Consider the following 20546-nt stretch of genomic DNA (forward strand, 5'->3'; position numbering starts at 1 on the left):
ATGAAAACACTTTTGATACATAACACTTTATTTCGTATTCTGACACCTCCGTTTTACGGCATATCGGTCTATTTGCTGATCCTGCTTATCAATAACAATGTGTCCCAGATTACAGAGATATTTACAGGTCAGGAAGTTTATGTGTGCATCGGGCTTAGTTATCTGCTATTTGAAACACTCCGGCTCAATATTAAACTGACTAGTTCCTTTCTTGCTTCCCAAAGTGACGGTATCAGTAAGATCCTCATTCAAAGTATTAGCGGACTTATGATATCACTGGCGGTGATATCCTTAGCCATTTCAGCGTATTTCAATTATGTGCTGTCCTTTAGCATTACGAACACGCAGCTAATTATTTTCAACTCGATTTATGGTATATCCAGCTTGCTTTATAACCTGCTCTACTTTAGCAACTACTACTTGTTTAAACAGAATTTGAACAGGCTCGAAACTGAGCAAATATTGACTGAAACGCTAAAAACCGAATTGGGCCAGTTTAAAAATGAAGTGAATCCAAGGCTTTTATATGACAGTCTCGAAACACTTATTACGCTCATACATAAAAATGCAGAAGAGGCTGAGGATTATATTGATCATCTGTCCATGGTCTACAGGTATATACTGAGCCACCGAAAAGTGGAACTTTCAAACCTGCAGCAGGAAATAAAGGCAGCAAACAACATCATATACCTCCTTAACTACCTTTACGATAATAAGATCACTTTAAAGACAGCTATACCGCCCGGACGTGATGAAATACCGGTAGTGCCGGGCACTTTACCGGGGCTGGTAGAAGCTGTAATCCGGAGCACCATCATCAATAAGTACAATCCTCTGCTACTTGAGCTTAGTATTGAAGAACAGGACGGCTACCTCGTATTGCAAAACAAACTCAATGAAAAACTAATTGCGGACGCCGATAAAAAGAATATTTTTGACAGTGTACAACAGGCATACAGCTTCTACAGCGAGAAACCTGTGGTTCAGGTAAAAGCTTACAACATTAATTATATAAAATTACCTATACTTGAAATTGTTAATTGACCCCTATTCATACGGGTGACTCATCCGTGTGAGATCATAATTATATGAATGTATTAATCATAGAAGACGAAGTACCCGCAGCGGAAAAGCTGGAAAGATACCTGAGCCGATACGATAGTAATATTAATGTTCTGAAAAAGCTCACTTCCGTTCAGGATTCAGTGGCGTGGCTAAAACAAAACCAGGAGCAGGTAGACTTGATCTTTATGGACATTCAGCTGACTGATGGCAAAAGCTTCGATATTTTTAAGGAGGTGACTCTGTCCAAGCCAATTATTTTTATCACTGCTTATGATGATTACGCCATTGATGCCTTTAAGGTTAATAGTATAGCTTATCTTCTCAAGCCAATTACATTTGACGATCTGAGCCAGTCGATGCAAAAGCTGACTTCTTTGAGAGAAAATCTGGGCAACGCACCCCAAAATACAGGCGAACTCAACATGGTATTACAGAACCTTAGTAAAAAAAATTACAAGACCAGATTCATGGTCAAACTTGGTGAACATATAAAATCCGTTACCACAAATGACGTAGAGCTTTTTTATGCGGAAGGAAGGACGGTTTATCTCTATACTGTAAACAACAGGAAATTTATCATTGATTATAAGCTTGAGGAACTGGAAGAACTCCTTGACCCTGTGCAGTTTTTCCGGGCCAACAGGTCATTCATACTTAATATCAATGCTATTGAAGATGTGGTGGTTTACTCCAGCAGCAGGCTCAAAGTAACCCCAAGACTTGATTTGAACAAGGAAATAATCGTTAGCCGTGAAAAGGTTTCTGCTTTTAAGGACTGGTTTAACGGACTATAGTCACTGGCTTAATACTTATCTCCCGGATTTATATGAATAACGCTGGGCACATTGCCTTCAAAGTCATACATCTCTTCATCATCGATACTTGTTTTTCTGGCCTTTCCGGGTCTTTTTGGGTGAGTTTCTGCTACCCCTGATTCGTATAGTTCCCCGGCACTGAATCGTCCTCCGGCAGAGATTTCCTCAAACCATTTGTGATATTCGTTTATTTTGTCGTTCAGAGTAGTGGCACAACCCACTGAACCGCTACATGGTGTAAACCATTGCTTTATTTCAATTAATGCCAGTACGTCGTCACCTAGCCTCGAATCGTCCTGCATTGAAGCGTAAAGGTGATTCTCCATTTCAGCAATAAATTGCCTTTCAACATGACCTGATTTTTTACTTCCCAGTCTTGGCGTGTAAGGGCCGTATACTTGTGAAACAATCGTTTCTCCCACTTCGTCAATTAAGGTATAGCCACCATATAATTGGTTGACCGAAAGCCTTCGGCTATGGCAGGGGTGTATAGGAATTTTATTCCTTTTCCAGTTCGCCTCCAGCGTATCAGTCCAGAACCATGGCGAAAAACCACGAGCCTCCACCAGCTTTCCCCGCTTCATTTGAATCGGCCGCCCGGAAGATGGTGTGGCTGTCACCATTTGTACAGGATCAACTATTCCCGTGACCGGTCTGGCATCCGCAGCATTATTTCGTGATGGGTTAAAGGTTTTGATATCCTTTAACATTTGAATGGTATTATTAATTGTGGGTTGTGGTGGGTTTTCGCCCAAAGACCTGGCGCTTTTTTCGAGTTCAGTTTCAGGTAGTTTATAACTTCCGCTTCCGAAAGGATTTCTGACCTGGGCGGGAAGTGTTGCCTTGCCCGGCTTTGAATAACTTCCGGTGTTTTTACTAGCAGCCGTAATAGAAGAGTTGACCAGACCGAGACTATCATTCATAACCTTAATAGTTTTGTACTGAATTCAATATAGCAATAATTACCTAATCTTCATAAAATCTGGTATCCTCCTTATCTCCGGCCAACCGCACCATTTTACTGAATTTCATACCGAGCTTTTCAAGAAGTTTGCCTGAACGGGAATTGTCAGGAGAGGTAATCGCTACAATCCGGTTTAATCCCAGTACTGTTTTTCCATAAGTCAACACTGCCTGGGCTGATTCAAAGGCATACCCCATACCCGTGTGTTCCGGCAGAAATGCAAAGCCGATATCAGGGTCATTCAATGTGTCTCTTTTCAATATCCCACATAGCCCTATTGGGGTTCCATTCCTCAATCTTACCAGGTATAACCCAAACCCATTGGTTTCATAACTTTTCATTGGTCCGTTAACGATATAATTTTCAGCATCCTCAAGGTTCTTTACTCCCCGGTCACCAATATAACGAAGCCATGAAGGCTCATTTACCAGTCTGAGGATAAAGGGGGCGTCATCTACTTTAAGCTTTGACAGTAAAAGACGATCAGTTTCAAGTACATTTTCAGTAGGAGTCATCATTTTTCATCGGCCATACTCAGTAAAGCATTTACTGTTTTCCAGTTTCTTGTGGTAGCCGTCACTTTAAGTTTTCTTTCAAAAAAATTGTTGGTGAGTTTTGTTCTGCCATAAACTTCAGGGCAAAAGAGGTATATAGCCTTACCATTGATTTTAAACTCATCAGGTTGAAAGTCGCGGGCATCAATTTTAGCAATGTTTTCACTTGCAGCAGACTCCGCCAAAAATGTTACGTACAGTTTTCCCTGATCTTCATCCCTTCCTTTCAGAAAAGGATTACTATCAATGATGTGTTTAAGTTCGTTCGCACCGGTAATCACAACAGGTACCTCATAGCCATAGTCTTCGAGTATTTTCTGTTGCAGCTGCCCTGCCAATACAAGTGGGTCCTCCTTTTTACAATCAAATACAATATTCCCGCTTTGTATATATGTTTTCACATTTTCAAAACCAAAGTTTGTTAACCTCGCTCTGAGGTCTTCCATCTTTATCTTTTTGGCTCCACTGACATTGATTCCGCGCAGGATGGCTATGTATCTTTGCATCAATTAAGGTTATTGAGGCTTTTCCAATTTGGTTACCACTACAATCTTTCTGCTAAAGGCATATTTAAAATAGAGTAGCAAGGCACTTAAGAAACATATGAAGCCATTGGCAAGAATCACCGGCAAAAGATTAAGGGCAATACCATAAGCAAGCCAAACAAGTGTACTTGCAAAGACAATGAGCATCATGTACAGGCTTAAATCACCAACACTTTTTGTCTTCCATACTTTGTAGACCTGCGGCACAAACGTAATGCTGCTGAGCAGGGCGCCGGTATGTCCGGCTATTTCTATCCAGTTCATGTTTTAAATATCGCTTATAAGAGGTAATAAACGAAACGTTTTGATATTTGTTGATTATCTTTTACCGCCAGATACGGAATGTAAAGGTCAGGTGCTTATTGGCAGGCGCATGAAAAAGTGATATCTTTAGTTTGATTTTCCTGAGTAACAGGTATTTTATTCCAATTGCGTTCCCTTGTTCTTGTATCGACACATTCCTTCCCTACAGGACATGTAATATAATCACATGGTACTGCGATGTCAATCTCCCATTCCTTTGCTTCCAGATTGGTCTTTACCGTCTGTACACTATAGGTACCATTGGGGTTTAGAGCAATATCTTCAATCCAACTGTCCGGTGTGGCATTTGCATCTTTATAATGAAGTTTTATGGTCATCTGTACAGATTCCGGGACCTCTCCCTCACATTCATTATTAACCGTTATATCACCACTAAGCTTATATTCGTACAAGCTAGGGTTGCAGCTGCTTAGGGTAATCGCTGCTAAGATCAGGAGCAGAATACATGGTTTCATAGTTATAGCGATTTGTTTATATAAAATTTATTAAAATATTTTTATATAAATGAACATATGTATGTTTTTTGTCATTTTATGACTCATTAAATTATAAGTAAAACAACGTTAAGGCAGGTTAGTAAAATAGTTATTAACGGAACCTTTTCTATTTTTCCGGGCAACATTGGAGCGGATCTTTGTAATCGGCCTATCTTTAAGGCAGAACTTAAGGTTTTATGGGATTAAAAATTCTGATCATACGTTTTTCATCAATTGGCGACATTGTGCTTACTACTCCGGTAGTCCGCAATCTAAAGGTTCAGCTCGATGATAGTCAAATTCACTATTGCACAAAATATCAGTTCCGTTCTATCATAGATCCGAATGTCTATGTAGATAAAGTGCATTATCTGCAAAACAGTTTAAAAGACCTGATCAGAGAGCTTAAAGCTGAGAAGTTTGACTATGTGATAGACCTGCATAGCAACTTACGTACGAGGATCATCAAAGCACGGCTTGGAGTCAAAAGTTACTCGTTTGACAAACTCAATTGGGAAAAGTGGCTTATGGTTAATCTAAAGATCAACAAGCTTCCCAACAGGCACATTGTGGATCGATATATGCAAACGGTGGCTCCTCTCAACATTAAAATGGACAGTCTCGGACTGGACTACTTTATTCCTGAGAAGGATATTGTGCCTCTGGAATGGCTTCCTGAAACTCACCAAAAAGGATATGTAGCCTATGCCATTGGTGCGCAGCATAATACAAAAAAACTTCCGCTTAGGCGGATGATCGAGCTTTGTGACAAGATCAATAAGCCCATAGTATTGCTTGGTGGCCCTGACGATGCTGAAACCGCGGAAGCCATAGTGAAGTTTTTTGAGAAGACCGAAAAATCAGCACCGATGGAAGAAGGGCTGACAAGAATGAACAAGAAAGCTCTTATTTATAATGCATGCGGCAAATACAACCTCAACCAATCTGCATCGCTGGTCAAGCAGGCCAAATATGTATTTACACATGACACCGGCTTGATGCACATTGCCGCAGCCTTCAAGAAGGAGATCTTCAGCATCTGGGGCAATACCATACCTTTGTTTGGTATGTACCCGTACAGAACTAAATTCACCGTGTTGGAAAACAATAAAATTAACTGTCGCCCTTGCTCAAAAATCGGGTATTCCAAGTGTCCTAAGGGACATTTTAAATGCATGAATAATATTATTTTTGACTTTTATCTGCCGTAACAGTTTCTTTGTCAGGACAGAAGAAAAGTTAAGCTTTGTCAAATTATAAAAAGTTTAGTAAAGCCGCGGTTCGAGATCAGTTTGATCCGACATGGAAAAGTCATTACAGAACCGCGACCCGGCTCCTGAATTAAGCTGACTTCTTCCCTCCCAGCATTAAAATGCTATTTATATTGATTTCAGTAATTTGCTTTTTCTCACCTTTGCCTGTTTCGTATGAGCGATGGATGAGTTTGCCTTCAATGGCCACTTCCTGTCCTTTCTTTAAATATTGAGCAGCAATCTCACCGGGTTTTCCCCAGGCTACTATGTTATGCCATTGTGTATCCTCAATTCTCTCTCCTCGGGAGTTATAATAACTTTCTGATGTTGCAATAGAAAATGTTGCAACAGTTTTCCCGCTGCTTAGGTCTTTCAGTTCAGGATCCTGACCAAGTCTGCCAATTAGGCTCACACTGTTTCTTAAGTTTTTCATAATGGTAAAAATTAATATTTAGTATTTGATTTTACTGACTTGATGGTGTGATAGCATATCGTTCATCAAGTTCGATGACGCAAAGGAAAGGCAAGAAAAAACCAGGAATCGTATGATAAACGCTTGTATTCATTTAACTTACGTTTGTAAGCGTTTATAAACGGATAAACAACTAAATATCAACATTTTACAAAATGCAAGAAAAAACCTGTCTCGAATGCGGGACAAAAATATTCGGCCGGATGGATAAAAAATTCTGCTCTGACCAATGCAGAAACTCCTACAATAACAAACTGAACAGCGACGGCACCAACTATATCCGCAATGTCAATAACATCCTTCGTAAGAACCGTCGGATCATGATGGATCTGAACCCTAACGGTAAATCAAAAACCCACCGCAGCAAGCTTTTTGAAAAAGGGTTTGACTTCAATTATTTTACCAATACCTATACTACAAAAGCAGGCGCCATTTACTACTTCTGCTATGAGTATGGCTACCTGCCTATTGACAATGATTTTTTTGCTTTGGTAAAAAAGCAGGAGTATGTGGACCAGTGATGGCTAATTTATCTTTGTGACGTAGCAAACAATACGATTGGTTTCGCTATACCCGCAATATTCGTGAAATTTCTGGCTGGTAATATTATGCAACTCGGCATCTGAGGCCATTTCCTTGCAGTCTTTGTTTTTACACCATGTTTTCCCTGTTTCCATCAATCCCTTTGCTATACCTGATCTCCGGTATTCAGGCCTTACATAGATACCCTCAACATAGCCGACTGGGGATGATTCGGTACCTTCCACATAGTCCTTCCTTACCGAAAGCATTATAAAGGCCACATAATCGGCCTCTCCATCCTTTACCAGAAAAGCCGTCTGGTCATCGGAGTACAGTATCTGTTGACAGTTGTCAAATTCCTCCTGATAGTTGCACTCCGTCCATAGTTTCAAAACCAGTTGGGTGAGGGGCTCGAGGTTATTCTTTGATATGGCTTCTGTCTTCATAACCATCGTATAAATACAGATCCGACAATTTCGAATTACCGGATCTGTATTAGATTAGACATTCAAAAAATTACTTAATATTCCCTACCTCATCCATCTGCAGATAAGGGTTAAAAGCGATCTCCCACAAATTGCCGTCGGGGTCTGCGATGTATCCGCTGTAGCCACCCCAGAAGACCTTTTCCGGTTCTTTAACTATTTTGACATTTTGTTTCTTAAAGTCTTCGAACAGCTCATCCACCTCTTGCTCAGAGCGGGTGCAGAAAGCCAGTGTAAAGCCTTTATATGATGCGTTGCCGGTTTCCTGGTGTTCGACATTGGCATCTTCAGCCAGTGCTGCATTGGCATATAAAGCAAGCTTTATCCCGTTGAGCTGCATAAAAATTATGCTCTCGTTACTTTCTTCGGTTTTGCTCCATCCAAATTTCTTAGTATAGAATTGTTCTGATTTGTCAAGTTCTTTTACCCCCAGGGTAATAATAGAAAGTCTTTGCTCCATTCAGTTGGTTATTTTTTCAATACAGTGAACTCCACCCGACGGTTAATTGCACGGCCTTCATCTGTATCATTGGTTTCGAGTGGTACGGTTTCTCCGTAGCCTTTCGCCACAAGGCGGTATTCGTCGATGCCCTGACCAATCAGGTAGTCAACCACTGCCTGCGCCCGGCCCTGAGACAGATTCAGGTTATAGTCGTCGGATCCTTTACTATCTGTATGCCCGGCAATCTCAATTTCTACTGATGAATTGTTATTCAGGAAATCCACAACTTTATCCAGTTCCACATACGATTCTGATTTCAGTGTGGTTTTATCAAAATCAAAAAATATGTTATTTAACCTTACTGTAGTGCCTACCTCTATTGGCGTCAGGTAAAGGTCTTTATTCAGGAGGCTGCCATCATCAATGTTGTTAACGCTATCCGTGGCATTGAGAAAACCCTCAGAAGAGGCTGTAATAATATACCAGCCTTTTTTCTCCAGTTCTTTTTCAAAGTAGCCTTTAGGTGTATCCACTTTAAAGCCGGCTTTTTTATCTCTCTTGTGTGACACAACTACCCTGGCAGCCAGTGGTTCCTCTGTTTTTGCATTGTACACTGTACCGGTCAGCAGAGCATTACGTTTTACAGGTTTGAGCATGAAATCCTGTATTACAGTAGTGTCCCTAAAAACATCTTTTATTGACAGTTGAGCCTCATCGGGATAGTAGCCATCAGCACTTACTCTGATGTGGTAGTTGCCTTCGCCTGTCAACTGGGTCTGGTAGCTTCCATCTCCCGAGCTTGAGATGAGTGTATCCGTTTCACTGCCACGTCCAATGGCAAGGGAGGCTATAACTCCTGACCTGCTTTTTTCATCAAGTATAATTCCTCTCAAGCGAATTTTTATGTCTTTCTCTTTAAGCCCGAAAATATCAAGGTTACCACCATCGATAGTGTTACCGGACTGAGCTGTAAATACATTTCCTGAGTTGTCAATTGACATATAAGAATCAAAGGCACGGGTATTCAATGGCCGGCCTACATTAACGGGGTCAGACCACTTCAGCCAGGTATCGTCAAGCCGCACTGTTTTGTAGATATCGGCATTACCTATCCCCATATCTTTCCGGGTGCTGGAGTAGTACATAGTCTTATTATCAGGCGCCAGGTAAGGAGCAAACTCATCCCTGGAGGTATTGATATTTTTAGGTAGCATTACGGGTCGCGACCAATCGCCGTTGCCGAGGGATTTACTGAAATAAAGGTCACTAAAAGTGCTGTTTTCTTTTTCACTCAAATACAGGACCATGTATTTTCCGTCAGAAGACATAGTGGCACCGTAAAACTTTCCTTTATTCATATTTTTAAAGTCCTCTACTTTGATCTCTTCCGGCTTACCCCACTCCCCGCCACTCATACGGGTAAAAGAAAAGCCCTTGGAATTACGAGACGAGCCTCCCCTGATAAAAAGTGTATTGCCATCAGGCATTACTGTAAACACCTGATTTGAATGGTGCTGATTAAGCGGCTTATCCATATGCTTTGCTTCTCCCCACTCACCATCTGGCCCCAACTCAGAGTACCATATATCCTGGCTACCTTCTTTCCCATACGTGTTATCAGGGTGGTTGTGCACGAAAAAGTACAGTGTCTTTCCATCTGCTGAGATCACGGGTGCACCCTCATGATAGCCTGTATTCACTTTCCTTCCCAAATTCACCAGTTCGTAGCGTTCATTATACTCCTGGCTAAAACCAATTAAACTATAGACCAATAAAAAAATTAGTAATTGTATTTTCTTCATTATGGATGGATTTTATGAGGTAAATATAGAAATTTACAATTTCATATAAACCCATCTGCCCGAGATTCGGGTAAAAGATGTAATATTATTGGAATCCTTTACGTTAACTTTGCGTATTTTCAATTATGGCCAATAAATTATTTTTTACTGCTCTTATTATTTTATGCTCATCGGTTGTCGTATTTGGGCAGGAAAAAAACATAGAAATAACAGGAACAATCATAGAGGCAGATACTAAGGAGCCTGTCCCGTATGTACACATTGTTAACCGGGGCCTTGGCAAAGGTACCGTAAGTAATACTGAAGGCAGGTTTTGGATCAAAATGTCTAAGACCGATACAGTTCAGTTTTCTGCAATAGGTTTCGAACCTTATATGTTTACTTTAAAAGATCAGGTTTCTTCGGACAGAATCAATGTCACGATTGAGTTAAATACTTCTACTATGGAACTTCAGCCTGTTAAGGTTTTTGCCTACAAAGATGAAGAGGCGCTCAAAAGAGCTATGATCGCTATGGATGTGCCAATAGAATCTGAAAGAAAAGGAATACAACTGCCAGGTTTTTATTATGGCCCGACTAAAGAAGTAAAACCCAACCTGTTGAATCCGATATCTTTGCTGCACGGTAAGCTCAGCAGGGAGGTTAAAGAGCAGAAAAAACTTGCCGAATATCAGCAACAGGAAAGTTTCCAGAACCTGATCAAGGCAAAATATAACGAGGGTGTGGTGATAGAACTTACCGGCCTGCCTGAAGACAAGGTAGATGAATTCATGAACTTCTGTAAATTGGAAGATTCATTTATAGGACGTGCTTCAGAGTATGAAATTGCTGTTGCTGTGAATCAATGCCTTAAAGACTTTGAGGCTGTTGAAGAGGATGAATGACTTTTGTGTTTTCTAATCACTTCCTGACGCCCCTAGGAACTCAATTTATGAATTTAATGATGTATCGGCAGAATATGACTATCTGTTAGTTTCTATGCTGATTTTAAATGCCGGATTGCCAGAAAAGCGTTGAAACGGTCAGTCCGTACAATTGCTACGTTCTGTCTCGAATTGCCGGGTATCATTATTAAGTCTTAGTGCATTACTATAGCACTATAACTTCTATCTATCTGCTTCATTTCAATTTTTGAGCTACGGTCCTAAACAATAAACATATAAAACACATATAATTTAAATTTCAATGAAAGCCAGACAGATTTTCATAACATCAACTATTTTAATATTGGGGTGGATAGCGGCAATCTACTTTATTTGGCCTCCGGTTTTGTGGTTTCTACTTCCAGTCTGTCCCATTGTTTTAATAGGGATAAGCGACATCTTCCAAAAAAAGCATGCTATAAAAAGAAACTTCCCGGTTGTAGGGAACTTTAGGTATATCCTTGAAAGGTTCCGGCCGGAAATAATGCAGTATTTTGTTGAAACGGATACCGAAGGCCGCCCGGTGAACAGGTTATTTCGCTCTCTGGTTTATACGCGTGCAAAGAAAGTAACTGACACCACGCCGTTCGGCACTCAAATGGACGTATACAGGGTGGGTTACGAATGGATGGATCATTCGATATACGCCATCAATCATGCCGATCTGGATCATGAGCCCCGGGTTTTGGTCGGGGGAAAGGACTGTACGAAGCCATATTCTGCCAGTATATTAAACATTTCTGCTATGAGCTTCGGAGCGCTAAGCCAAAATGCCGTATTGGCGATGAATACCGGAGCCAGAATAGGAAATTTTGCACACAATACAGGCGAAGGAGGGGTTAGCCCCTATCACTCCCAGCCAGGTGGTGATCTGATATGGCAGATCGGGACGGGTTACTTTGGATGCCGAACCAAAGAAGGCACATTTTGCCCGGACAAGTTCAAGCTTACTGCAACACTTGATAATGTAAAAATGATAGAAATAAAAATCTCACAAGGTGCCAAGCCCGGGCACGGTGGAATATTACCGGCTGTTAAAAATACCCCGGAGATTGCCGCCATCCGCCTGGTAGAGCCGCATACCGATGTCCACTCCCCTCCCGGGCATACTGCCTTTAAAGATGCTTATGGGCTATTGTATTTTATAAAACAACTGAGAGAGTTATCAGGAGGCAAGCCGGTTGGATTCAAATTGTGTATTGGTAAAAAATCAGAATTCGACAATATCTGTAAAGCCATGATCACTACAGACATTAAGCCCGACTTTATTACTATAGATGGCGGTGAAGGAGGAACAGGAGCCGCTCCTATAGAATTTTCAAATTCCCTTGGAATGCCGTTAAGAGATGCTCTAATTTTTGTCATTGATACGCTGAATGGCTATGACCTGAAAAAGGATATCAAGGTTATAGCATCAGGAAAAGTATTCAGTGGATTTCACATCGCCAGGTTAATTGCCATAGGAGCTGATATGGTCAACAGTGCACGGGCCATGATGATGGCCACAGGCTGTATACAGGCATTGCAATGTAACACCAACACATGTCCCGCCGGGGTAGCAACACAGAGTAAAACCTTAATGAAGGGGTTGGTAGTAAAGGATAAAGCACAACGGGTGGCCAATTTTCACCATGAGACTGTAAAAAGTTTTACTGAATTAATGGCTGCCACAGGAGTAAATTCGCCATCCGGCTTAAAACGTGAACACATCAACAGGCGGGTGGCCATGAATAACGTAATGAAGTACAATGAAATTTACCCTGATGTGCAGGAAGGTGAACTTTTGAATAATTATGAAACTGTGGTGGGTTAAAAACCGAGACTTCAACAGGTGATAATAAAATGAGGCTGCCTTTCAGAGCAGCCTCATGCAAGCAAAGAGGTTATACATTTTTTATTTGATTACCTTAAATTTACTCACCCATATCCACTTAGCCAAATAATCAGCTTCCAATTAAAATAAATCCTCCCCAGTAATAAGGTTCTTTGTATTTGTTCTTCAACTCAATCTGGGCAGTTTTAAAGGCCTGCTGCTTGTTGCCAGTTTTAAGCCAGATGTTGTAGAATTTTGTCATTAGCTCCTGAGTAGCATTATCATCTACTTTCCAAAGACTCATAATGATAGCGTTAGCACCTGCAACAAGGAATGCCCTTTGCAAGCCGTATACACCTTCACCGGCCTTAACGTCACCTACGGCTGTTTCGCAGGCACTCAGTACCACAAGGTCTGTTTTATCCAAAGACATATTCATCGCCTCATATGCAGTAAGTATTCCGTTATCCTTGCTTTCAAGGCTTTCATTTGCTTCTCCGCTCACCACATTTCCGGCATTGGTCAGAAGCAGACCTGCCCGGAGTAAAGGATTGTCCCTGGCACTTTCTGTACTAATTCCGAAAACCTTGCTTCCCTTAAGCTGGTGGTCTTCCAAAAAATAACCGTGTGTAGCGACATGAAGTATTTTGGCATCTTTTATGGCCTTGAAGTTAGTTTCCGTGGCTTTCGTATCACTTAAGGTTGTTACTTTATAGCTTTTGCCCGCCAGCATTTTACTGATACTGGCTACCTCTGCTTTGGTTCCCGGCAATGGTGTTATATCACCTCCATACTGCGGATTTCCTACAAGGCAGGCCGATCTGGCCGTAGAGTTATTTGGTTTACGCTCAACAAGCATCCTGGTGCTGCCAATGAGGTGAAAATCGTGGTCGTTCATTAAATAGTCTCCGGAAGGTTTTCGCAGCGTATTGAGACTTAACTGATTGTAAATACCATCAGGCGACAGGTAAACTTGCTTAACTCCTTTCACCAAAGGCTCAACCGGAGTCCAATACTGGTTATAGGAATATTCATCTACCAGCTTTTGGTGAATGGCATTATTATAATATTTAAAGTAGCGCCCTTCAAGCTGGCCTCCATTTTCCAACAGCACTTTTTGGGGTACTGCATCTTCTTTGGTAACTGCAAAAACAAGGTACTTGACTTCATCAGTAAAGGTGTTATCAAACCCCCTGAACCTGATAAACTCAAGCGCTGCTTCTCCCGGTTTCAATTTTTGCTGTACATCCTTAAACTCCACGGAGTTTGCAGCATACTCTCCTGAAAACACTTCTGACTTCTGCGACAGCAGCTTTTCATTGTTATTTACCACTTTCTCAATCGAATCCCTGTTGATATTCTGCTCTTGCAGTTCTTCCCGCGAATAAGAATATAACCTGGCCAGTGTTTCCTTCTGATCCAGCCAATCCAGGTACAACTTCTTTAGTTCCTCATCACTGCCACTGAGTATTTTCTGCTTTATTTTATTGGTTGATTTAAGCAGCAAACCTTTTGTAGCTACGTTATAATTGTATGCACGCAGAAGCAATACACCCTCGTCATCAGGGGCCTCAGCTACAAAAGAATAGAACCTCTCAAACCTGGGACGGAGTTTATCCCAGTACTTTGTCTTCTCCGCCTCACTCATGGGCGGAAAGTACTGGTTGATAAAAGTCAGTGACTGATCCAGCGAAGCAACGTACAACTTCTCCGCTTCTCCCCGGTCACCCATTTTCCAATAAAGAATAGCAAGATTTTCCTTCGACTGTACATATTGCGGATGTTTATCCCCCAGTATTTTCTCACGTATGAATAGAGTTTCGGTCAGTAAGGGTTTTGAAGCTTCGTAGTCTTTCTTGAAACGATAAAAATTTCCCAGGTCACTGATCGCACCGGCATAAAGCCTGTGCTCCTTACCAAATTTTCTTTCGTATATTTCAATAGCTTCCTTCAGCAGGGGCTCCACCTCATCATATTTGCCCATCTGCATATAGAGGGCTGCAAGGTTATTCAACATATGTGCGTAATCGGGGTGCTTTTTACCAAACCGCCTTTCTTTTAACTTAATAAGCGCCTTGAAAGAACTCTCAGCATCTTCATACTTACCCATTTCCTGATAAAGCAGGGCCTGATTTGTTAGGAATTTTTGATGGTTACCCGATTTTTCATTTTGCAAATTCGCTGATATATCTATTGCTTGCTGGAGTATTACATCAGCCTGATCGTACCTGCCGATGGCCTGGTAGAGCATGGCTTCGTTATTCAGCGTAATGGCATATGGCATGCTTTCCCTGCCGTGAGCTATTTTCAACTCCTCTGAGGCATCTTTAATGAGTTTTTCCGATTCGTTATATTTTCCTGTTTCCTTATAAAGGACGGCCAGGTTGTTTAACGATGCTCCGTGGCCACTTTTACTTCCTTTTCTTAATTCCAGGGCTTCTAAAATATACTCTTCGGCTGTTGTATAGCGCCCCATTGTACTATATAAGAGTCCCAGGGTAGAGAGTACCTTGGGATAATTGATATCACTTTTAAGCTCATTGGCTTCATATTTGACTTTGGAAGCCAGCAAAACTTTTTCTGCCATAGCATAATAGCCACTGGCATAGAGCCCCTCCCCTTTGTCTAATAAATCACGTGCTTTTTCGTGCTCATCTTTTTCAGTTTCATTTTTGCCCAGATTCGTATAGGCTTTTAAAAAGACCTCTCCTTTTTCCTTCACATCGTACAGACCTGAATTATCATTGAGTGAAATAGCATAGCTAAAACTGGTAGAATCAAAATTACTCCGGGCTTCATCCAGCTTCTGCGAGGCCACATCCTTTAATTTATCAAATCCATCTCCCGAGGTTAAGTTCCTGGCCTTGTCTTTTAAAAGCTTACCTATTTGCGCGAAACCTTCAGAGGTACCGGTCATGAAGGTTATACATAAAACTACAATGTAGACGTTTCTCATTTCAGAAAAATTATATTAAAAGATAGAAAAAGATATTCATTAATTATAATTAAAAAGCTTTTTGTAATTTGGCGCCCCTTATGAAGGTACTTAAGCAAATAGCATCAAAAATATACGTAGGTTGGGTATTACTGGTTTTCACCTCTTTTATGCTCATACTCCTGCCAATTATTATTTTTCCTATTCTTTTAGGTGAAAAGTATGGAAACATAACTTATTTTGGTTTGAGGGCATGGTCATGGATTTTCAGTAAACTCAACTTTATTAAATATGAAGTAGTGAACTCAAAAAATGTTGACCGAAAGAAGTCTTACATTTATACCTCAAATCACACTTCCTTTTTGGATGTACCCGGCCTTTGCCTGGGAGTACCTACGCAGTTTCGCCCTCTGGCTAAAAGAGAACTGCTTAAAATACCAGTTTTTGGACTCATCGTACGTGTAGCTGCCGTTATAGTGGACAGATCCAATACAGAAAGCCGGAAGAAAAGTGTAAAGAAATTAAAACAGGTTTTGGGAGAGGGCATATCCATTCTAATATTTCCGGAGGGAACACAAAACAGGACAGACCAGCCTTTACAACCTTTTTATGATGGCGCTTTTAGAATAGCCGTTGAAGCGGGTGCTCCGATCATGCCCATTGTAATCACCAACGCGGGCAGGCTTATGCCTCCGAATACTTTGAATATTAAACCTGGAAAAATAAAGGTGATCTTTGGGGAAGAAGTAGATACCAGCGAATATTCCTTATCAGAACTCCCTTTTTTAAAGGAGAAGGTTTTCAATGAAATGAAAGCCATTGTGGAAAGAGAATCAGAAAACCGATAGCCCTCACAAGTGGGCTTCAATCACCATAGGCACCTCAATCAGAAGTAGCTCCGCATTGTCCATTGCCCTTATGGACACCTCATTTATTTCCCAAATGCCTATGCCATCCCTGCGCTGTAGCGGTTCTCCTGCCACATCCACTTCACCTTCAATTACAAATATATATACGCCATTTTTATTGGAATGCAATTTATACTTTGCTTCATAACCGGTTTCTAAATTTCCAAGGGAAAAGTAAGCATCCTGATTTATCTGGAGTGTACTCCCCTTATCAGGGCTGATAATTGTCTGGATTCTATTAACACGTTCGGCCGGATCAAAAAGCTTCTGCTGATATCGGGGCTTTACATCTTTCACTTTAGGCAATACCCATATTTGCAGAAAATCAACGGTTTCCTCCTGACTATGGTTGTATTCGGAGTGAAGTACTCCGTTGCCCGCTGACATAAGCTGTACTTCATTGGCACGGATTACCCGTGTAGTATTACCCATGCTGTCGCGGTGCTCCAGGCTTCCTGAAAGAAGTATGGAAACAATCTCCATGTTATTGTGAGGATGTATCCCAAAACCAGCGCCTGCCGATACTACATCATCATTTAACACACGAAGTGCCCCAAATCTTGTTCTGGCAGGGTCGTTGTAACTTCCAAAACTGAAGGTGTGGCGGGTATCCAGCCAACCGTGATTGGCTTTTCCCCTGGTTTCGGCTTTATGTATTATTGTTTCCATGTTACTAATATTGTTTATGAGTAACAGAAACAAAAAATTCCGTTACTCCATCTCTATTATCATATCATCCTGCTCGACCATTTCACCGGCAGGGATATGGATTTTCTTAATCTTACCTTCAAACGGTGCGCTTATTGAAGTCTCCATTTTCATGGCCTCGATAACAAAAAGCGGGGCATTTTCCTTTACCTCTTCACCTTCCTTAACTTTCACCTCAGCTATTTTGCCCATTAATGGCGCACCAATCTGCTTTTCACCTGAAGCTTTAGCGTAGGCCACCTTGTCGGACTTAAAGCCTTTATCCTTAACTTCCAATACTCGGGTCTGACCGTTCATTTCAAAATAAACTTTGCAAATACCATTCTCATCAGGAACAGATTTATAAAGCTTTTTGATGATGATAGCCTTACCTTTGCCTATTTCCACAAAAATCTCTTCATCATTCTTAAGTCCGTAGAAGAATGACAACGTAGGTAATCTCCATACCTCTCCATAGCTCTGCCAATGATCGTATAAGCCTTTAAATACTTTGGGGTATAGCTTATACGATAGGAAGTCCAGTTCATCACAGTAAGGGTCAAATTCCTTTTGAAATTCTTTAAACTCCTTATCAAAATCTACCGGTTCCAGGTGAGCATTAGGCCTGTCGGTAAAGGGCTTTTCCCCTCTTAAAATAATATCCGACAACTCTTTCGGGAACCCGCCCGGAGGCTGCCCCAACTCACCCTTAAACAAGCTTACCACCGACTCAGGAAACGATAGCGTATGCCCTTTAGTCATAATATCCTCGGGAGTAAGGTTATTGGATGTCATAAACATGGCCATATCCCCCACTACTTTTGAGGATGGTGTAACCTTTACAAGATCGCCAAAAAGATCATTTACCGCAGCATAATTTTCCTTTATTTTTGAAAACTTATCCTCCAACCCCAAGCCTCTGGCCTGTGGTCTAAGGTTGGAATACTGACCTCCGGGGATCTCATGCTCGTAAACTTCTGCCGTACCGGCTTTAAGCTCGGATTCAAACGGATAATAAAATTCTCTTACATCCTCCCAATAGTTTGCGTACTTATTCAGTGACTTCAGGTCAAACCCAGGTTCGCGCTCGTGCCCTTCCAGTCCGGCCACAATAGAGTTAAAGTTAGGCTGCGAGGTAAGTCCTGACATAGAGCTGATAGCCACATCAACCACATCAACCCCGGCATTGATAGCCTCGAAGTATGTAGCACACTGAATACTTGAGGTATCATGGGTATGCAGGTGTATAGGAAGGTCTGTGGCTTTCTTAAGTTCTGTAATCAGCAATCGTGCACTTCTCGGCTTCAGCAGGCCTGCCATATCTTTGATAGCCAAAATGTGGGCACCTTCATCTTCCAGTTGCCTGGCAAGGTCGAGATAGTACTGTAAGTTATACTTGGTATTTTCGTTATAAAGGTCTCCTGTATAGCAGATGCAAGCTTCTGCCAACGAGTTAGTACGCTCACGAACTGTTCTTATACTCACCTTCATGGCCTCCACCCAGTTCAACGAATCAAATATTCTGAATATATCTATACCCGTTTCGGCAGATTTTTCTATAAATTTCTCGATGAGATTATCAGGATATGCCTTGTATCCTACCCCGTTTGAACCTCTCAGCAACATTTGCAAAAGGATATTAGGCATCGCTTTTCGTAAAAGTTTTAGCCTGTCCCATGGGTTTTCATGAAGAAACCTCATACAAACGTCAAAGGTAGCCCCTCCCCACACTTCCATAGAGAAAATGTCAGGATGATTCTTGGCAAACCCTTCTGCTACGCGCAGCATGTCCAGGGTCCTCACCCTTGTGGCCAACAGGGACTGATGTGCATCCCGAAAGGTAGTATCCGTAAAGTGGATTTTCTTTTCATTGCGAAGCCATTCGGCAAAACCTTCCCTTCCCAGCGCCGTCAGCTTATCTTTTGTGCCTTCAGGATAACCTCCAAGACGATCAAACTGAGGTATTTTTGGTTCACGGAACACCTTTGATGTATCCATACTCTTAACATCAGGATTGCCATTAACCGCCAGGTTGCCAAGATAGTTAAGCAATTTGGTACCTCTGTTTAACCTTCTGGGAACATCAAAAAGCTCAGGATGATCGGCAATAAAGTTAACAGTAGCCTCGCCTGAGTAAAAGGTTGAATTTGAAATTACATTTTGAAGAAAACCGATGTTAGTTTTAACACCCCTGACCCTAAACTCACTCAAAGCCCGCTCCAGACGCTCGGAAGCTCCTTTAAGGGTACGGCCCCACGAAGATACTTTTACCAGTAACGAATCGAAAAACGGAGATATGGTAACACCGGCATAACAGTTACCGGCATCAAGCCTGATACCGAAACCATTAGCACTTCTATAGGCGATTATAGTGCCATAGTCAGGCTTGAAATTGTTGGTCGGGTCTTCTGTTGTAACCCGACATTGAATAGCAAAACCGTTACATTTCACATCTTCCTGGCTCTTTATAAAAATACGAGGGTCAGCCAGATCATAGCCCTTTGCAATCAATATTTGCGAACGTACTATGTCAATACCGGTTATCTCTTCAGTAATGGTATGCTCTACCTGGATCCTCGGGTTTACTTCTATAAAATAAATATTTTCCTGGGCGTCAACCAGAAATTCAACCGTACCCACGTTATTATAGTTAACATGGTGGGCTATGGAAAGAGCATAGTCATATAACTTGGTCCTCGTTTCCTGGCTAAGCGTAACACTCGGTGCAATCTCAACCACTTTCTGGAATCTTCGTTGTACGGAGCAATCCCTCTCATAAAGATGAACTATGTTTCCATAGTTATCACCCATGATCTGCACTTCTATATGTTTGGGATTATCTATATATTTTTCAAGGAATATGGTATCATCACCAAATGCTTTTTCGGCCTCTTTTTTTGCCTCTTCAAATGCTTTACTTAGCTCGTCAGCACTTCTAACGACACGCATACCTCTGCCTCCACCTCCGGCTGCGGCCTTTACCATAACGGGGAAGCCTATCCTGTTGGCTTCTTTTAAAGCAAGCTCAGTAGAAGTCAGATCCTCCTGGCTATCTTCAATAACAGGTACTTTGGCCTTGATGGCAATTTTCTTAGCTTCTACCTTATCCCCGAGCTGGTTCATCACTTCCGGCTCCGGCCCTATGAATATTATACCCTCCTCTCTGCACCTGCTGGCAAATCGTACATTCTCCGAAAGGAATCCATAACCGGGATGTATGGCATCTACTCCGTTGCGCTTGGCAACAGCAATAAGTTCTTCAATGTCCAAATAAGGTTTTAAAGGATCGTTATCGGCTCCTATCTGGTAGGCCTCATCAGCCTTGTACCTGTGCAGGGAATACCTGTCTTCGTAGGTATAAACTGTAACTGTCCTGATCTTAAGTTCTGTAGTTGCTCTTAAAATTCTGATGGCAATCTCTCCTCGATTGGCCACCATTAATTTTTTAATCTCCTTTAATTGGATACTCATTGAAATACTTTAATAAATTTAAATACTCAGGGAAAATTAAAACATTACAATGTCTTAACAAAGAGAATCAATTCTGGTTAACATTTTTTT

19 protein-coding genes are annotated in these 20546 nt (G+C 41.4%); 7 read left to right on the forward strand and 12 right to left on the reverse strand.

Annotation, left to right across the window (positions count from 1 at the left end):
• Positions 1-1044: a histidine kinase gene (locus LVD17_RS01095; protein ID WP_233764143.1), complete on the forward strand. Its 1044-nt coding sequence runs from the start codon at positions 1-3 to the stop codon at positions 1042-1044.
• Positions 1045-1088: 44 nt separating this feature from the next.
• Complete coding sequence (locus tag LVD17_RS01100) at positions 1089-1859, forward strand: LytR/AlgR family response regulator transcription factor (RefSeq protein ID WP_233764144.1); 771 nt, start codon at positions 1089-1091, stop codon at positions 1857-1859.
• An 8-nt stretch (positions 1860-1867) separates the two neighbouring features.
• Here the strand turns inward: LVD17_RS01100 and LVD17_RS01105 are convergent, their stop codons facing one another.
• The 5 genes from LVD17_RS01105 to LVD17_RS01125 all read right to left on the reverse strand — a co-directional run bounded on the left by LVD17_RS01105 (position 1868) and on the right by LVD17_RS01125 (position 4722).
• A complete protein-coding gene (locus tag LVD17_RS01105; RefSeq protein ID WP_233764147.1) occupies positions 1868-2803 on the reverse strand; it encodes a hypothetical protein in 936 nt (311 codons plus the stop codon).
• A gap of 43 nt (positions 2804-2846) precedes the next feature.
• Entirely contained in the window at positions 2847-3362 is a 516-nt protein-coding gene (locus LVD17_RS01110) for a GNAT family N-acetyltransferase (protein WP_306415976.1), read from the reverse strand.
• A complete protein-coding gene (locus LVD17_RS01115; protein WP_233764149.1) occupies positions 3359-3904 on the reverse strand; it encodes a DUF1697 domain-containing protein in 546 nt (181 codons plus the stop codon). Before LVD17_RS01115 ends, LVD17_RS01110 begins: the two co-directional genes overlap by 4 nt.
• Before the next feature lie 9 nt (positions 3905-3913).
• Positions 3914-4207 carry a SemiSWEET family sugar transporter gene (locus LVD17_RS01120; RefSeq protein WP_233764151.1) on the reverse strand — a complete coding sequence of 98 codons (294 nt, stop codon included), beginning with the start codon at positions 4205-4207 and terminating at the stop codon, positions 3914-3916.
• A 95-nt stretch (positions 4208-4302) separates the two neighbouring features.
• A complete protein-coding gene (locus tag LVD17_RS01125; RefSeq protein ID WP_233764153.1) occupies positions 4303-4722 on the reverse strand; it encodes a hypothetical protein in 420 nt (139 codons plus the stop codon).
• A gap of 218 nt (positions 4723-4940) precedes the next feature.
• Here LVD17_RS01125 and LVD17_RS01130 point away from each other — a divergent pair, with 218 nt between their 5' ends.
• Positions 4941-5954, forward strand: coding sequence for a glycosyltransferase family 9 protein (locus LVD17_RS01130; protein ID WP_233764155.1), 1014 nt, complete (start codon positions 4941-4943; stop codon positions 5952-5954).
• A 130-nt stretch (positions 5955-6084) separates the two neighbouring features.
• On the opposite strand, the gene LVD17_RS01135 is transcribed toward LVD17_RS01130, so the two are convergent.
• Positions 6085-6429: a single-stranded DNA-binding protein gene (locus LVD17_RS01135; RefSeq protein ID WP_233764157.1), complete on the reverse strand. Its 345-nt coding sequence runs from the start codon at positions 6427-6429 to the stop codon at positions 6085-6087.
• A gap of 194 nt (positions 6430-6623) precedes the next feature.
• Here LVD17_RS01135 and LVD17_RS01140 point away from each other — a divergent pair, with 194 nt between their 5' ends.
• Positions 6624-6989, forward strand: coding sequence for a DUF2116 family Zn-ribbon domain-containing protein (locus LVD17_RS01140; protein WP_233764158.1), 366 nt, complete (start codon positions 6624-6626; stop codon positions 6987-6989).
• Between the two features lie 3 nt (positions 6990-6992).
• Here LVD17_RS01140 and aac(6') read toward each other — a convergent pair whose 3' ends face one another.
• The 3 genes from aac(6') to LVD17_RS01155 form a co-directional block, all read right to left on the reverse strand.
• On the reverse strand, positions 6993-7436 hold the full coding sequence (gene aac(6') / locus LVD17_RS01145) for an aminoglycoside 6'-N-acetyltransferase (protein ID WP_233764159.1): 444 nt from the start codon (positions 7434-7436) through the stop codon (positions 6993-6995).
• Between the two features lie 70 nt (positions 7437-7506).
• Entirely contained in the window at positions 7507-7935 is a 429-nt protein-coding gene (locus LVD17_RS01150) for a VOC family protein (RefSeq protein WP_233764161.1), read from the reverse strand.
• An 8-nt stretch (positions 7936-7943) separates the two neighbouring features.
• Positions 7944-9719 (reverse strand): OmpA family protein, encoded by a 1776-nt coding sequence (locus LVD17_RS01155; protein WP_233764162.1) that lies wholly within the window; start codon positions 9717-9719, stop codon positions 7944-7946.
• 125 nt (positions 9720-9844) lie between these two features.
• Between LVD17_RS01155 and LVD17_RS01160 the strand changes: the two genes are divergently transcribed.
• Together LVD17_RS01160 and LVD17_RS01165 are read left to right on the forward strand one after the other, a co-directional pair.
• On the forward strand, positions 9845-10603 hold the full coding sequence (locus tag LVD17_RS01160; RefSeq protein WP_233764163.1) for a carboxypeptidase-like regulatory domain-containing protein: 759 nt from the start codon (positions 9845-9847) through the stop codon (positions 10601-10603).
• Between the two features lie 523 nt (positions 10604-11126).
• Positions 11127-12455 (forward strand): FMN-binding glutamate synthase family protein, encoded by a 1329-nt coding sequence (locus LVD17_RS01165; protein ID WP_233764164.1) that lies wholly within the window; start codon positions 11127-11129, stop codon positions 12453-12455.
• A 130-nt stretch (positions 12456-12585) separates the two neighbouring features.
• Here LVD17_RS01165 and LVD17_RS01170 read toward each other — a convergent pair whose 3' ends face one another.
• Entirely contained in the window at positions 12586-15411 is a 2826-nt protein-coding gene (locus LVD17_RS01170) for a CHAT domain-containing protein (RefSeq protein WP_233764165.1), read from the reverse strand.
• A gap of 80 nt (positions 15412-15491) precedes the next feature.
• Between LVD17_RS01170 and LVD17_RS01175 the strand changes: the two genes are divergently transcribed.
• A complete protein-coding gene (locus tag LVD17_RS01175) occupies positions 15492-16238 on the forward strand; it encodes a lysophospholipid acyltransferase family protein (protein ID WP_233764172.1) in 747 nt (248 codons plus the stop codon).
• Positions 16239-16241: 3 nt separating this feature from the next.
• Here the strand turns inward: LVD17_RS01175 and LVD17_RS01180 are convergent, their stop codons facing one another.
• Both LVD17_RS01180 and LVD17_RS01185 read right to left on the reverse strand, forming a co-directional pair.
• Positions 16242-16967, reverse strand: coding sequence for a pirin family protein (locus LVD17_RS01180; protein WP_233764174.1), 726 nt, complete (start codon positions 16965-16967; stop codon positions 16242-16244).
• Between the two features lie 42 nt (positions 16968-17009).
• Entirely contained in the window at positions 17010-20456 is a 3447-nt protein-coding gene (locus LVD17_RS01185; protein ID WP_233764175.1) for a pyruvate carboxylase, read from the reverse strand.
• Positions 20457-20546: the final 90 nt, after the last annotated feature.

The sequence above is a fragment of the Fulvivirga ulvae genome, assembly GCF_021389975.1.
In the GTDB taxonomy this organism is placed as follows: domain Bacteria; phylum Bacteroidota; class Bacteroidia; order Cytophagales; family Cyclobacteriaceae; genus Fulvivirga; species Fulvivirga ulvae.

What these genes read in the sequence shown, in the direction of transcription:
- LVD17_RS01095 (WP_233764143.1), top strand. Translation starts at nt 1, where the DNA reads ATGAAAACACTTTTGATACATAACACTTTATTTCGTATTCTGACACCT.
- LVD17_RS01100 (WP_233764144.1), top strand. Translation starts at nt 1,089, where the DNA reads ATGAATGTATTAATCATAGAAGACGAAGTACCCGCAGCGGAAAAGCTG.
- LVD17_RS01105 (WP_233764147.1), bottom strand. Translation starts at nt 2,803, where the DNA reads ATGAATGATAGTCTCGGTCTGGTCAACTCTTCTATTACGGCTGCTAGT.
- LVD17_RS01110 (WP_306415976.1), bottom strand. Translation starts at nt 3,362, where the DNA reads ATGATGACTCCTACTGAAAATGTACTTGAAACTGATCGTCTTTTACTG.
- LVD17_RS01115 (WP_233764149.1), bottom strand. Translation starts at nt 3,904, where the DNA reads ATGCAAAGATACATAGCCATCCTGCGCGGAATCAATGTCAGTGGAGCC.
- LVD17_RS01120 (WP_233764151.1), bottom strand. Translation starts at nt 4,207, where the DNA reads ATGAACTGGATAGAAATAGCCGGACATACCGGCGCCCTGCTCAGCAGC.
- LVD17_RS01125 (WP_233764153.1), bottom strand. Translation starts at nt 4,722, where the DNA reads ATGAAACCATGTATTCTGCTCCTGATCTTAGCAGCGATTACCCTAAGC.
- LVD17_RS01130 (WP_233764155.1), top strand. Translation starts at nt 4,941, where the DNA reads ATGGGATTAAAAATTCTGATCATACGTTTTTCATCAATTGGCGACATT.
- LVD17_RS01135 (WP_233764157.1), bottom strand. Translation starts at nt 6,429, where the DNA reads ATGAAAAACTTAAGAAACAGTGTGAGCCTAATTGGCAGACTTGGTCAG.
- LVD17_RS01140 (WP_233764158.1), top strand. Translation starts at nt 6,624, where the DNA reads ATGCAAGAAAAAACCTGTCTCGAATGCGGGACAAAAATATTCGGCCGG.
- LVD17_RS01150 (WP_233764161.1), bottom strand. Translation starts at nt 7,935, where the DNA reads ATGGAGCAAAGACTTTCTATTATTACCCTGGGGGTAAAAGAACTTGAC.
- LVD17_RS01155 (WP_233764162.1), bottom strand. Translation starts at nt 9,719, where the DNA reads ATGAAGAAAATACAATTACTAATTTTTTTATTGGTCTATAGTTTAATT.
- LVD17_RS01160 (WP_233764163.1), top strand. Translation starts at nt 9,845, where the DNA reads ATGGCCAATAAATTATTTTTTACTGCTCTTATTATTTTATGCTCATCG.
- LVD17_RS01165 (WP_233764164.1), top strand. Translation starts at nt 11,127, where the DNA reads ATGCAGTATTTTGTTGAAACGGATACCGAAGGCCGCCCGGTGAACAGG.
- LVD17_RS01170 (WP_233764165.1), bottom strand. Translation starts at nt 15,411, where the DNA reads ATGAGAAACGTCTACATTGTAGTTTTATGTATAACCTTCATGACCGGT.
- LVD17_RS01175 (WP_233764172.1), top strand. Translation starts at nt 15,492, where the DNA reads ATGAAGGTACTTAAGCAAATAGCATCAAAAATATACGTAGGTTGGGTA.
- LVD17_RS01180 (WP_233764174.1), bottom strand. Translation starts at nt 16,967, where the DNA reads ATGGAAACAATAATACATAAAGCCGAAACCAGGGGAAAAGCCAATCAC.
- LVD17_RS01185 (WP_233764175.1), bottom strand. Translation starts at nt 20,456, where the DNA reads ATGAGTATCCAATTAAAGGAGATTAAAAAATTAATGGTGGCCAATCGA.